The sequence below is a fragment of the Sphingobium limneticum genome, assembly GCF_008710165.1.
Taxonomy (GTDB): Bacteria; Pseudomonadota; Alphaproteobacteria; order Sphingomonadales; family Sphingomonadaceae; genus Sphingobium; species Sphingobium limneticum.
The window spans coordinates 1-13118 of sequence record NZ_VYQA01000040.1 but is presented as its reverse complement, the minus strand read 5'-3'; the positions used below and the strand labels follow the sequence as shown (position 1 = coordinate 13118).

Sequence of the window (13118 nt, the reverse complement as noted above, 5' to 3'; positions counted from 1 at the left end):
AACCCGAGCTTCGCAGCTCACGTAGGAAAACAACCCTTCGCTCCGGTAATCGCCGCCCCGCATCTCAAATCCTTCAACCTCAGTTGAAGGCGTCTGAATCACCTCAAGCGGCTCAAGGAAAGAGCCTTTTTCCGCAACCTGTTAAAGGGCAATGATCCCGTCCTCATGAACGCTAAAACCTTCCATGACGCTTTTGCCAACACGCTTAGCGAAGCGGAAGCCGAGCGGGAGTTTGAGGCCACTGCAACGCATGACAGCCGCAATGTGCTGCGCGACTGCATGGGATCCGACGGCAAGATAGACCTTGATGCGCCTCACGCCCCCCTTCTGCTCATCGGCGGCGAGGACGACCAGATCATCCCCGCGCATCTGACCGAAAAAAATTACAAGGGCTACACTGACGAGGCGAGCGTGACAGAGTTCTTGCCCTTCGCTGGCCGCAGCCATCATATTTGCAACGAGCCAGGCTGGGAAGAAGTGGCTTCAGCCGCTCTTGCCTTTCTTGAGAGACACGGTGCGTCGGCAGCCAGCGTTCCATCGAACTTCGCCTGATAGTGTGTCCTCCCCGGCGATCAGTTCGCCGGGACGCGCCTGCAGCCTGACGCGTCCGAGCGATCGCGCGGCATACAACCACCTTCCACAGATTTTTGAAAGGTAGATCCATGATCAAAGTCACAGGCTATGCCGCCAAACATAGTTTTAGCCGTTTAAAGCCGCTCGAAATTGAACGTGACGAGGCCGGCCCACAAGAGGTCGAAATCGAAGTACTGTTCTGCGGTATTTGCCATTCTGATGTCCATCAGGTGAAGAACGAATGGGGGAACACCGTCTATCCCAGCATGCCCGGGCATGAGATTGTGGGTCGGGTTACGAAGGCAGGCAGCGCCGTGACCCGCCACCTGGTCGGCGATCTCGTCGGTGTGGGTTGCATGATCGACAGTTGCGGGACATGCGGTCCATGCACCAATCACGAAGAAAATTACTGCGAGGGGCCAAATAGCTGGCTTGCTACCTATAACGGGCCGATGGTGCCTAAAGCAAAGGCACCCGACGGGACGAACATCTACGGACGAGACAATACCTTCGGTGGCTACTCGAACATCGTTGTCGTAAAAGAAGATTTCGTCCTCAAGATACCCCCTTCGCTCAAACCCGCGGACGCCGCCCCCATCCTCTGCGCAGGTGTGACGACCTACTCGCCGCTCAAGCATTTTGGAGTGAAAGCCGGTGACAAGGTTGGCGTAGTGGGATTTGGTGGCCTTGGCGATATGGCAGCTAAGCTGGCCATTGGGCTGGGAGCGGACGTCACAATTTTTACTACGACGAAGGAGAAGATTGCAGATGCCGAGCATCTCGGCGCCAAGGGGATCTGGGAAAAGGACAAGGAGGCGTTCGCGGCGCTCAAGGCAAGCTTCGACTTCATCCTTTCAACAGTTCCTGAAAAGCATGACATCAACCCCTTCATCGAGTTGCTCAAGCGCGACAGCACGATCGCGGTCGTCGGCGCTTTGGAGCCCATGGCACCGGTCAACAATATGGAAGTGGCTTTTCATCGCAAATCGGTGGCCGGCTCGCTCATTGGTTCGATCGCCGAAACTCAGGAAGTTCTCGACTTCTGCGGCGCGAATGGCATCGTCCCCGACATCGAGATCATCCCCATTCAGGACGTCAATCACGCCTATAGGAAGGTCGAGAAGGGCGATGTGCGCTTCCGCTATGTCATCGACATGGCGAGCCTGAAAGCGGAGATCGATGATCAGCAGGAGAGCTAGCTAACGTCCCGCTCATTAATCCGGCAGAGATCGTGTTTTTGTGACGCGCGAAATGCTTGCGAGTGGATGGGAATTTTCGACATTTGCATCCTATTTCGCTCTGGGCGATTTAACAGAATGACAGGTCGCCATTTTGTGACGTCGATGGGATTGGCGATAGATTCATGTCCGACAATGTAGCTTTGGAATTCGAGATCAAGCGCCTGCGGGGAATGTTAGCGGCCGCAGGCATTGATCCGGATGTAAAATCGGAACGTCAGCCATCGCCCATCGATAAAATTCATCTCGCGACCGATGAGGCACGTCATCGCGCCGTTTTTCAAAGTGCAGCGGATTTTGCCATTGTCGTTACGGATCCAAACGGAACGATCACAGACTGGAATCCGGGTGCAGAGCATGTGATGGGCTGGACCGCCGCGCAGATGCGTGGGCAGAGTGCAGAACGTATCTTTACGCCTGAAGATCGAGCCAGCGACCAGATTGACAAAGAAATGCGCCGATCTCTTGCTGCTGGCCGTGCGACTGACGAGCGATGGCATTTGCGCAAAAATGGTGAGCGCTTCTGGGCGTCTGGCGAAATGATGCCGCTCCTCGGCGACGCCGACGAGCATCTGGGATTTGTCAAAATCCTGCGCGATCGTACTGAAGAACATATGGCGGGGGCTGCGCTTAAAAAGGCGCAGGATCGATTCCAGACCATCTTTGATACCGTTGAGGCAGCGTTCGCTATCGTCGAGGTGAAATTTGACGAGAATGATCAACCTATTGATTACCGCTTTGTCGAAGCCAACCCAGCCTTTGAGCGGCAATCGGGGGTGGATCTGCGCGGCAAGTGGGTCACCGAATTTGCGCCCGATCTCGAACCTTTCTGGTTCAAGACCTATGGCCATGTCGCACTGGCGGGCGAACCGACAAACTTTGAGAATTATGCCGAAGCATTTAAGCGCTGGTTCGACGTGCGGGCAGTGCGGGTCGGCGATCCCAAAGACAAGCAGATTGCCATCATATTCAACGACGTTACCGCGCGCCGTGAGGCAGAAGAGCGTCTCCGGATCAGCGAAGCAGTAGCTCGAGAGAATATTGAGCGCGTGCAGCTCGCTCTTGAAGCAGGCGCCATCATAGGAACCTGGCATTGGAATATCCCGAGCGACCAGTTCACGGTCGACGATGGGTTTGCGCGCGCTTTCGACTTGGATCCCGCGCTGGGGCGCCAGGGAATTCCGCTCTCGCAGATTGTCGCCACGGTTCATCCCGACGATCAGGCTGGGCTTGCCGAAGCGATCAACGGCGCTGTTGCACGCGGCGGCCGCTACGCTCATCAATATCGCGTAAGGCGGGGCGATGGGGATTATTACTGGATTGAAGCCAATGGCCGTGTCGATCACGGCCCTGACGGCACTCCTCTCAACTTTCCAGGGGTACTCATAGATATTGAGGATCGGCGGGCAATCGAGGCGCAACGTGACGAAGCGATTGCTGAGCTTCGTGCGCTCAATGAGACGCTCGAACAGCGGGTCGCCGAGCGCACGTCGGAATTGATGCAGTCCGAGGAAAAGCTGCGCCAGTCGCAGAAAATGGAGGCCGTAGGCCAACTGACTGGCGGCCTGGCGCATGATTTCAATAATCTGCTTGCCGGCATTTCAGGATCATTGGAATTGATGGGCCTTCGGATCGATCAGGGGCGGCTGACAGAAATCGACAAATATATGGTTGCCGCCCAAGGCGCGGCGAAGCGCGCCGCTGCCTTGACGCATCGTCTTCTCGCCTTCTCGCGGCGACAGACGCTCGACCCCCGGCCAACCGATGTCGATGCGTTGATCAAGGGGATGACTGACCTCATTCAACGCACTGTTGGGCCTGCCATTGCGATCGAAACCGTGAGCGAACCCGCGCTGTGGTCGGCGCTTGTGGATAACAGCCAGCTTGAAAATGCCCTGCTCAATCTTTGCATCAATGCCCGCGATGCCATGCCTGATGGCGGGCGCATTCTTATTGAAAGCAGCAACCTCGCGCTCGATCGCGAAGCTGCCAAAATCTATGATCTGCCGGCAGGCGAATATTTGACCTTGAGCGTAACCGATACCGGCGTAGGCATGCCTTCAGATGTGATCGCGCGCGTCTTCGAGCCATTTTACACGACCAAACCAATCGGGCAGGGAACCGGGCTCGGGCTCTCAATGATCTATGGGTTTGCGCAGCAATCAGGTGGACAGGTTCGCATTCATTCGCAAGTCGGTGAAGGAACGACGGTGCGACTTTTTCTGCCGCGCTACGAGGGTTTGGTCAGTGGTGACGAGAAGGAGTTACCGCGCGCGCCTGCTGCGCTTGCGCAGGAAGGTGAGACCGTTCTGGTCGTTGACGACGAGGCCACGGTTCGAATGCTTGTGGCCGACGTACTTCGAGAACTGGGCTATGCAGTAGTGGACGCCGCTGATGGGATATCCGGCCTCAAGGTGCTGCGGTCTAATGCGCGTATTGATCTTCTCATTAAAGATGTAGGATTGCCCGGTGGGATGAACGGACGTCAGCTGGCAGATGCAGGTCGCGTGGCGAGACCAGGGTTGAAGACGTTGTTCATAACCGGTTATGCGGAGACCGCGGCCGTCGGGGGCCAGGATATCGAACCGGGGATGGGGGTGCTCACCAAGCCCTTTGCAGTCGACTCGTTAACCGCGCGCATTCGCGAGCTTATCCGATCTTGATCCACTGCAGCGATCATCTTGCGGACGGGCCTGCCCCAACCTCTGGCGCGCTGGCATAGGCGGTCGCGCGATAGGCTTGGCGCGAGGGCCAATCGGTGAACGGAGCGCTCCCGACATCGGAGCGGAACGGGGCGTGCGATGGCGTGTTGAGAGATCGGAACCGTCAGGAGACGATCATGGCTGCAAGACCCTATTGGAAAGGCCAGATCCGACTGGCTCTCGTTTCTATTCCGGTCGAAGTTTATTCAGCGACCAGGAGCGGTGCGACGATTGCCTTCAATCAAATTCATGAACCGTCGGGCAAGCGCATCAAATATGAGAAGGTCGTGCCTGGCATAGGGCCGGTCGATATCGACGATATCGTCAAGGGCTTCGAATATGCCAAGGGCGAATATGTGCTGCTTGATGAGGACGAGATCGAGGGGGTCAAGCTCGAGAGCAAGAAAACGCTGGAGTTGACCCAGTTCGTCGATGCCCATGACATTGACATGATCTATTTTGAAAAGCCTTATTATGTGGTGCCAGCCGATGATCTGGCTGAAGAGGCCTTCATCGTCCTTCGCGAGGCGCTGCGGCGCAGCCGCAAGGTGGGGCTGGGGCAGCTTGCGATGCGCGGCCGCGAATATGTCGTGAGTATCAAGGCCTGCGGCCGCGGTATGGTCATGGAGACGCTGCGCTACGCGGACGAGGTCAACAAGGCGGCAAGCTATTTTCGTGAGATAGGGGATGGCGATCCCGATGAAGAGCTGCTCGACCTTGCAACCACGCTCATCGACAAGAAGACGGGCAAGTTTGATGCGGGCGAATTTCATGACCGCTATGTCGATGCCCTCAAGGACCTCATCGAGCGCAAAAAGAAGGGCAAAACACTTAACATCGATAGCGATGAAGAAGGCGGCGCAGACCCTCGCGGCAGCAATGTCGTCGACCTGATGGCAGCACTCAAGAAATCGATCGGACCGGCAGGCAGCGGCTCTGCCAAGGGGAAGTCGCCGGCTAAGAAGGCTTCCACCAAGACCTCCGCCAAGAGTGATGCAAAATCTGCTGCCAAACCTGCACGTAAGCCTCCGGCCAAAAAGCGGGCGTGAGGCGATGGCCGATTTGTTGCGGCAGGTGACGGACGATGAAAGCGAAACGGCTTTTGCCGAGGCCTCCATCACCTTGTGGAGCAATCTACTCACCTTGATGGGCACGCATATGCTCGAGAACGGCATGCCCCGGCAGGAATTGCTGGATATGCTGACCATGCTTCATGAGACCAATGAGGAGACGATCCGGTCACCTCGTGCTCGCGCGATAGCAGGCCGCCACCTCATGTCCGTCTATCGTGCACTGGGCGACGCGTGAACGATCCTACGCATAGGGACCAAAACGCTTTCGTTCCGGATCGCGGATGAAACGGAATTGGTCCTTTACGTGCGCGTTGAAGAAGCTGCCGGCAGATGGCGCCTTGCTGAAGGCATCGAAAACCGCTGCTGGCACGTCGTAATAGAGGTATTTGCCATTTTCGCGGAAGGTGACGGTGAGAATTTTCGATGCCTCGTCATAGGCGATCCGGTCGATCATGGAAGAAAGGAGACGGCGGGCACGCATAATCATGGAGCGCCTGGAAGCCATTGCGGTTCCGCCCTTGAACAAGCCAGCAGGCCTCATGCCCATAAGCCGCTTAGCAAGGCGGACGCGGTTGCATTTGAACCTGCGTGCGATCGGTGGGTTGTCCCATCATGGCGGACGAGACGATCGACCAAAAATTGCGGGACATGGCGGAACATCGTGGTCTCAAGCTTCTGAAATCGCGCAAGCGCAAGCCTGGCAGTGGCGACTACGGAAAATTTGGGCTGACCGATGCTCAAGGCACGGCTCTGCTTGGCGTTGGCGATGAGGGTCTCACTGCTACGCCGGAAGATATAGAAACCTATCTGCGCAAGGGCGCCTCCAGCACCTGGAAAGCATCGGCGGAGGCGACGCGTGCCAGGCCTCAACAAGCCTCCCAGGTACGCGAGAAAGACAAGGACGACTACAAACCCGTCATCCGTCCCCGCCGACCTCAGAGGGGCAGTGGCCCCGGACAGTCTCGTCGGAATGCAGGGAAGGGCGGGGCCGACGCAACCACAGCCAGGCCCGTCTCGCCTACGTCGGACGAGAAAGCTGGCAAGCGCAAGGTCTCTAAACCGATCAAACGAAATACAACGCAGCCGCAGCCCAGGGCAATTCAATCCAGCGCCGAGCTTGTCTCTGCTGCCCTTGCAATACGCACCGCAAAGCCTTCTGACGCGGCGGATCTGTCAGGGCTGCTGCGTCAACTCACAGGGGTCACAATCGATGAACTGGGCATCGCCCGCAATCTTGAAAAGGTGCGCGAGGCGCGTGGCGGGACATGTGTGGCCGAGAAGGGGGGCATCATCGGCTGCTGCAGCTGGGCCACGGTCCAGACGCTTCAACATGGCCCGATGGGGCGCATCAGCCTTTTGCTGGTGGACAAGCGCCATCGCCGCCAAGGCATCGCCAGCGCTATGCTGGACCATGCCTTTTCAGCGCTGATCAAGGCCGGATGCACCCGGGTCGAAGCCATGAGTGACATCGAGATCAGCAACGCCCATAATTTCTTCCGGACGCTCACGTTCGAACAGACCAGCTACCGCTTTGCACGCGACCTGCCCTCCAACGATTAGTCAGCGGCGGCTGTGATCGTTCGCGATGAATGGATCGGTCACCGCATCAAGCCGGCCGCCCGGAGTGCATCATGGATGATCTTCTCAACGCCAGCCTTAGCGGAGACGTTGGCGTGCGGAGACGTGGAGGACATCGGCTCAAGGCGGCTGATCCGGCGCGCTGGCAAAGTTGATGCCTCCGCCGGCGGGTATGCGGGCTGTTGGGTTGAGACATGCTCTGTTACATCGTTCATCAGGCCCCAGGATGCCGCTATCCGGCGGGTTGAGGAAATGCCTGCCTCCAGCATATGGGGCATCGCCACGCCGCAGGCTTGCGCTCCGGTCGTAGCGAGCGGTGTGCCATGGCCCATATTGGCGATGCGATAATCTTCGATAAGCGGACGCCCCGTTGCGTCTGACCAGACGCGATACCGATGGCCGGCAATGTTTTCCGTGCGGTCCGGAGCATGTCCCAGATCATGCACAGAGAGCCATTGCGCGAGGATCGCGTCAGCGTTGGCCACGTTCACCGTTGGATCGGCGCTGCCATGCCAGATCGATATAGTCGGCCACGCGCCTTGGTGGCTCGACGCCCCACGGACGCGATCGCCAAGCGCCTTGGCGTTATCTGGCCCAGGACCGCGCATGGCTTGCAACGCCTGCTGAACATTGGAAGCTGATCCATGGGGCAGCCCGGCAATGATCGCGCCGCCTGCAAAAAGATCGGGGTAACTCGCGAGGAGGACAGATGTCATGGCACCGCCGGCTGAGAGCCCCGTCACGAAGATGCGGGAGGGATCGATCCCGTGGGTTTCGACCATCGCGGCAATCATCTGGCGGATCGATAGTGCCTCGCCTCGATCGCGCTCATTGTCGGACGGCGAGAACCAGTTGAAACAAAGATTAGGATTATTGGCGCGTTGCTGCTCAGGAAATAGCAGCAAGAACCCATGCTCGTCTGCAAGGGTGGACCAGCCCGAGCCGCGATCATAGCCACCGGCGGTCTGGGTGCAGCCATGAAGAACGACAACGAGCGCGGGCCTCTTGCTGACGTGACCCGGAATATGGATCTTTGCCTTGAGAGCGCCAGGATTGGAGCCGAAATTTTCTAGGTCTTTGAGCCGGCTTGATTATCTGCATCCCCTGGAATTACGGGCGTTGCGCGCAGGCCTGTGAGCTTGGCTATGGTAGCGGATAATCTGGTCACGCGAATATCTCCCGTTCAGCCAGGCAGCGAGCTGAATACATAGAGAAGGCGTAGTTATGCTGCGCTGCACAATATGGCTGCATGTGTCGCGCGCACAAGGCTAAAGCGATAATGAATCTGTAAACTGATGTGTGATCGGGGGGGGAACGAGTCTGCCCTACAGCCGGTTGTTAGGCAACAGATCGGACGGATGAACATGGGGAAGAAGTCGACGCAGCAGTCAAATGACAGTCTCGCGCTTTATCGTTCCAAACGGGATTTCGCGCGGACGAAAGAGCCATCAGGCACCAGCCTTCCAACGGGCGGTAATGGCTTTGTCGTGCAGAAACATGACGCGTCCAGACTGCACTATGATTTCAGGCTGGAACTGGACGGCGTCCTCTTGAGCTGGGCGGTCACGCGGGGGCCCAGCGCCAATCCGGATGATAAACGGCTGGCTGTCCGCACCGAAGACCACCCGCTCGATTATGCACGGTTCGAAGGCACGATCCCCAAGGGCGAATATGGCGGAGGCACCGTCATGCTGTGGGATAATGGCGTCTGGGAACCGATCGCGGGCAAAAATCCGCGCAAGACGCTACCCGATGGGCATCTGCATTTCATCCTTCATGGGCGGCGTATGCAGGGCGAATGGATTTTGTTTCGCTTGAAACCGCGCGGCAGGGAGAAAAGCGAGAACTGGATCCTGCGAAAGGTCAATGATGCCTTCGCCGGTGGTTCGGATGACCTCATCGGCATTCATCTTACCAGTGTTGATACCGGCCGGACCATGGAGGAGATCGCTGCTGGCAAAGCCGTATCGAAACAAAAGTCTGCAAGGGCTACAGTCACCAGGCGGGCCGCTGCCTCAAAAGTAAAGACACAGGCCAGACCGCCTAAGAAAGGCAAAGCGAAATTGCCTCCTTTCCAGCCGGTGCAGCTGGCCACCCTCGTTGATCACGTCCCGGCGGGTGACCGGTGGGTCCATGAGCTCAAATATGACGGCTATCGCACATTATTGGCGCTCGGCGCTGGTGAGGGGAGAGCCTATACGCGGTCGGGTCTCGACTGGTCCGACCGGTTCGCCGGCCTGATCGCAGACGCGGTGACCTTGGACGCAGATAGCGCCTTGATTGATGGAGAGGCGGTCGTGATCCTGCCCGATGGGCGAACGAGCTATCAGGCGCTGCAGGCCGCGCTGAAGAATGACCCCGACAAAATAGACTATATGGCGTTCGACCTTTTGGAGCTCGATGGTGAAGACCTGAGCGGCCGCCCATTGCTGGAGCGCAAAGAGAAGCTCGCTGCCCTGATCGGCGAGGGCAGGGGGCATATCCGCTACTCGGACCATATCATTGGACGCGGTGAGCAGTTGTTCGAGAGCTTCTGTGGTGCCGGGTTGGAGGGCGTTATCTCCAAGCGCGTCGATGCACGCTATACAGGCTCGCGATCAAGCTCCTGGGTCAAGACCAAATGCGTCCGCCGCCAGGAGTTCGTGATCGTCGGCTGGACACCCTCGGACAAGCAGCGCGGCTTCCGTGCGCTGCTCCTCGGCATTCATGAAAAGGGCAAGCTGCGCTACGCCGGCAAGGTCGGCACCGGTTTTTCCGGGGACGAGGTCGAGCGGCTGATGAAACTCATGGCGCCGCTCGAGCAGAAAGCTGCAACGCTTGAAGCGCCTCGCGCCGCTGTGCGCGGCGCGACCTGGCTCAAACCCCGGCTCGTCGCTGAAATTGCCTATATCGAGTTTACCGAAGAGGGCGTACTGCGTCATTCAAGCTATCTAGGGCTGCGCGAGGACAAGAAGCCCGAAGCGGTTGTGTTTGAGGTCGAGACGCCGGTCACGACGGCTGTGGGGCCGGGCGGGACCAGCAGCGTCAAAATCAGCAATCGTACGCGAGTGATCTTTCCTGAAGGCAAGCTCACAAAGGGCGAACTGGCGGATTATTATGAGGCCGTTGCAGACATCATGCTGCCCTGGGCAGGAAGCCGGCCCATCAGCCTGGTGCGTTGTCCCCAGGGCCGGGACAAAAAATGCTTCTTCCAGAAACATGATGCTGGAAGCTTTGGCGATAGCGTGAAGCAAGTGGGCATTCTGGAGAAAGATGGCCATGAGGAACCCTATCTGTTCATTGATACAGCTGCCGGTCTCCTCACCTGTGTGCAGATGGGCACCATCGAGTTTCATGGCTGGGGCGCTCGGATCGAGGATGTCGAGAAACCCGACCGCCTCGTCTTCGACCTCGATCCGGACGAGGGACTGGAATTCAAGGACGTGGCCTCGGCCGCCTTCCATCTCCGGGATGTTCTGGGCCAGATGGGTCTTGTGACCTTTCCGATGGTGACAGGCGGTAAGGGCGTCCATGTGATTGCGCCGCTGACCCCAGCCGCCGAATGGCCGCAGGTGAAAGATTTTGCCCACCGTTTCGCGATGGCGCTCGCGCAGGCTGATCCTGACCGTTTTACGGCTGCGCTGGCCAAAGCCAAACGTACGGGAAAGATTTTCATCGACTATCTGCGCAATCAACGCGGCGCCACAGCGGTCATGCCTTACAGCGCTCGCTCAAGGCCGTTCGCGCCGATCGCGGTGCCGCTTACATGGGACGAGCTTCGCGTTCTCGACAGCGCAGCGCACTGGCACATTGGTGACGCAGCCAAGATGGTGAAGCGCGCAGGTTCAAAGAACCTCGCCCATTGGGGGCGGGCCGATCAGATCCTGCCGGACCTGTGAAGATCGCAACCTATAATGTGAACGGCGTCAATGGCCGTCTGCCTGTATTGCTACGCTGGCTTGGCGAGGCAGAGCCGGACATTGTCATTTTGCAGGAGCTAAAAGCGTCCCAGGAAAAATTTCCAAGGGTAGAGCTCGCTAAGCTAGGCTATCAAGCGATCTGGCATGGGCAAAAGAGCTGGAACGGCGTGGCAATTTTGAGCCGTGTCGGCGAAATCCACGAGACGCGGCGGGGGCTGCCCGATGATCCGGATCCTATGCAGAGCCGTTACATTGAAGCAGCCGTCAACGGCATTCTCATATGCGGCCTCTACCTTCCCAATGGCAACCCGCGGCCAGGTCCCAAATTTGATTATAAGCTGCGTTGGCTTGATCGCCTTATCGAGCATGCCGCCACCCTGTTTGAAACAGGATTGCCGGTCCTTCTGGCCGGCGACTTCAATGTGATACCGACGGAGAGGGATGTTTGTAAGCCAGAGCGGTGGCGAGAAGATGCCTTGTTCGCGCCAGAGGTGCGAGACGCTTTTGTTCAGCTAACCAGTCAGGGCTGGACTGACGCACTTCGCGCGGTCCATCTCGACGAAACCATCTACACTTTCTGGGACTATTTTCGCAACGCCTACGCCCGAAACGCAGGCCTGCGGATTGATCATCTGCTGCTTAGTCCCATGCTGGCGGGCCGCCTCGTCGATGCGCAGGTTGATATCCATGTGCGTGGATGGGAGAAAAGCAGCGATCATGCTCCGGTGTGGGTCATGTTAAGCGATGAGCCGCTCCATACACGCAAGAGGGCGAAGCCGAGGCATCTCGCGGCTTGAAATCCCATGAGGAACGAGCAGGCACCTTCCCCGTTTTTCTCCATGAATATCCTGGAGATTAAAATCATGGCTGGCGGTTGGACGCGCGATGGCGCGGTACAGGATCAGATCGACGATACGATGAAAGATGCCGTACACTTCGCGCGGGCGCGCATGCCTTCTGGTCAAGGCAAGACATATTGCGATGAATGCGGGGAGGAAATCCCTGAAGCACGGCGGCGCGCCCTTCCAGGAGCGCGTACCTGCGTACCCTGTCAATCAGCGCGCGACACTAGGGCCGCCTTCTCGGTATTCAATCGTCGGGGAAGCAAGGACAGTCAATTGCGGTGATCTTCAACGTGGGCGCGAAGGGTCTGCGTGGTGCGAGGCGTGCCGCGCCCGCCGCCGCGCTGACCTACTCCATTATCATCGAGGCGGAACTTGTCGTTCCGATGTCAGGCGAGCAAGCGATGCGTTGCCATATCACGCTCACCGTCAAACCAGCGCTCCAACGCTTCCTCGAATAAAAAGCAAGGTCGGGCCGCTTCGAACAGTGTAAGCGATGATCGTAACTTCATTGCATCCACCGCGCCAAAAACCGCAACCGCGTCGCTACCTCCGAGCGCCTGAAGCGCGTTTACGCATTCGCGATAACGAACCCCCAGAACCGGGTGAGAGAGATAGGCCTGCGCTTCAGATAGCGCCTCGATGCCATAATATTGCGCCGTCGGGCTCTGACCAAGGCCGCGTAGCTGCGGGAAGATGAACCACATCCAGTGGCTCTGCTTCGCGCCGGCCCGAATCTCGGAAAGGGCCGTATCATATGCGTTTGCCTGTGCTTCGACGAAGCGGGCGAGTGTGGCATCGTCGGGCATAGAAGCGCTTCCTGCATAGGCTGAGTCCAACAGATTTGGGTCACAGGCAGACTGCTCTCATGCCAAAGCCTCGAGCGATGTACTGGTCGGGCAACGGATGACCTTATTCAATGGGGTTCACCACAAAGGGCATGTGAAGGAAAAGGGCACATAACTATGTGACGTTTGCGGAAGACACACCATAATAGCTCGCGACGCGGTCCGCATAGGCCTGATTGAACTCCGGAGGATTGTTCGCCCAGCTTGGTCCGCCTTCGTGATCTGCCCCCCGCTGAGTGGCCCAGAGACTATGATAGTCTGGACCATGAAAGGGACATTGAATGCCGAGCAAGAAGCACAAGCCGGAAGAGATCATCGGCAAGCTGCGTGAAGTTGAGATTGTGCTGGCGCAGGGAGCGAGCACG

General features: G+C 58.0%; 12 protein-coding genes. 9 read left to right on the top strand and 3 right to left on the bottom strand.

Translation table 11 applies throughout. The features are described from left to right. Positions 1 to 165: 165 nt before the first annotated feature. The 5 genes from F4U95_RS23755 to F4U95_RS23735 all read left to right on the top strand — a co-directional run bounded on the left by F4U95_RS23755 (position 166) and on the right by F4U95_RS23735 (position 5821). A complete protein-coding gene (locus tag F4U95_RS23755) occupies positions 166 to 552 on the top strand; it encodes an alpha/beta hydrolase (protein ID WP_246171703.1) in 387 nt (128 codons plus the stop codon). A gap of 110 nt (positions 553 to 662) precedes the next feature. After that, a complete protein-coding gene (locus F4U95_RS23750) occupies positions 663 to 1772 on the top strand; it encodes an NAD(P)-dependent alcohol dehydrogenase (RefSeq protein WP_150426934.1) in 1110 nt (369 codons plus the stop codon). A 164-nt stretch (positions 1773 to 1936) separates the two neighbouring features. Then, the gene (locus F4U95_RS23745; protein WP_211364040.1) at positions 1937 to 4474 is read left to right on the top strand and encodes a PAS domain S-box protein; all 2538 of its coding nucleotides are present in this window, start codon (positions 1937 to 1939) and stop codon (positions 4472 to 4474) included. Between the two features lie 176 nt (positions 4475 to 4650). Further along, positions 4651 to 5562, top strand: a complete 912-nt coding sequence (gene ku / locus F4U95_RS23740; RefSeq protein WP_150426933.1) for a non-homologous end joining protein Ku — start codon at positions 4651 to 4653, stop codon at positions 5560 to 5562. Between the two features lie 4 nt (positions 5563 to 5566). Beyond that, positions 5567 to 5821: a hypothetical protein gene (locus tag F4U95_RS23735; protein WP_150426932.1), complete on the top strand. Its 255-nt coding sequence runs from the start codon at positions 5567 to 5569 to the stop codon at positions 5819 to 5821. A 6-nt stretch (positions 5822 to 5827) separates the two neighbouring features. Here the strand turns inward: F4U95_RS23735 and F4U95_RS23730 are convergent, their stop codons facing one another. Further along, entirely contained in the window at positions 5828 to 6112 is a 285-nt protein-coding gene (locus F4U95_RS23730; protein WP_246171702.1) for a KTSC domain-containing protein, read from the bottom strand. Positions 6113 to 6198: 86 nt separating this feature from the next. On the opposite strand from F4U95_RS23730, the gene F4U95_RS23725 reads away from it, so the two are divergent. Then, on the top strand, positions 6199 to 7146 hold the full coding sequence (locus F4U95_RS23725) for a GNAT family N-acetyltransferase (protein WP_150426931.1): 948 nt from the start codon (positions 6199 to 6201) through the stop codon (positions 7144 to 7146). A 38-nt stretch (positions 7147 to 7184) separates the two neighbouring features. On the opposite strand, the gene F4U95_RS23720 is transcribed toward F4U95_RS23725, so the two are convergent. Next, entirely contained in the window at positions 7185 to 8189 is a 1005-nt protein-coding gene (locus F4U95_RS23720) for an extracellular catalytic domain type 1 short-chain-length polyhydroxyalkanoate depolymerase (protein ID WP_246171704.1), read from the bottom strand. Between the two features lie 333 nt (positions 8190 to 8522). Here F4U95_RS23720 and ligD point away from each other — a divergent pair, with 333 nt between their 5' ends. The 3 genes from ligD to F4U95_RS23705 all read left to right on the top strand — a co-directional run bounded on the left by ligD (position 8523) and on the right by F4U95_RS23705 (position 12190). After that, the gene (ligD, locus tag F4U95_RS23715) at positions 8523 to 11042 is read left to right on the top strand and encodes a DNA ligase D (protein ID WP_246171701.1); all 2520 of its coding nucleotides are present in this window, start codon (positions 8523 to 8525) and stop codon (positions 11040 to 11042) included. Next, positions 11039 to 11860, top strand: coding sequence for an exodeoxyribonuclease III (xth, locus tag F4U95_RS23710; RefSeq protein WP_150426929.1), 822 nt, complete (start codon positions 11039 to 11041; stop codon positions 11858 to 11860). Before ligD ends, xth begins: the two co-directional genes overlap by 4 nt. Before the next feature lie 66 nt (positions 11861 to 11926). Continuing rightward, positions 11927 to 12190: a DksA/TraR family C4-type zinc finger protein gene (locus tag F4U95_RS23705; protein ID WP_150426935.1), complete on the top strand. Its 264-nt coding sequence runs from the start codon at positions 11927 to 11929 to the stop codon at positions 12188 to 12190. A gap of 104 nt (positions 12191 to 12294) precedes the next feature. Here the strand turns inward: F4U95_RS23705 and F4U95_RS23700 are convergent, their stop codons facing one another. Next, entirely contained in the window at positions 12295 to 12714 is a 420-nt protein-coding gene (locus tag F4U95_RS23700; RefSeq protein ID WP_150426928.1) for a DUF1810 domain-containing protein, read from the bottom strand. Between the last annotated feature and the right edge of the window lie 404 nt (positions 12715 to 13118).

Coding starts and splice junctions, on each gene's coding strand:
- F4U95_RS23755 (WP_246171703.1), top strand. CDS start 166: ATGAACGCTAAAACCTTCCATGACGCTTTTGCCAACACGCTTAGCGAA.
- F4U95_RS23750 (WP_150426934.1), top strand. CDS start 663: ATGATCAAAGTCACAGGCTATGCCGCCAAACATAGTTTTAGCCGTTTA.
- F4U95_RS23745 (WP_211364040.1), top strand. CDS start 1,937: ATGTCCGACAATGTAGCTTTGGAATTCGAGATCAAGCGCCTGCGGGGA.
- ku (WP_150426933.1), top strand. CDS start 4,651: ATGGCTGCAAGACCCTATTGGAAAGGCCAGATCCGACTGGCTCTCGTT.
- F4U95_RS23735 (WP_150426932.1), top strand. CDS start 5,567: ATGGCCGATTTGTTGCGGCAGGTGACGGACGATGAAAGCGAAACGGCT.
- F4U95_RS23725 (WP_150426931.1), top strand. CDS start 6,199: ATGGCGGACGAGACGATCGACCAAAAATTGCGGGACATGGCGGAACAT.
- ligD (WP_246171701.1), top strand. CDS start 8,523: ATGAACATGGGGAAGAAGTCGACGCAGCAGTCAAATGACAGTCTCGCG.
- F4U95_RS23705 (WP_150426935.1), top strand. CDS start 11,927: ATGGCTGGCGGTTGGACGCGCGATGGCGCGGTACAGGATCAGATCGAC.
- F4U95_RS23700 (WP_150426928.1), bottom strand. CDS start 12,714: ATGCCCGACGATGCCACACTCGCCCGCTTCGTCGAAGCACAGGCAAAC.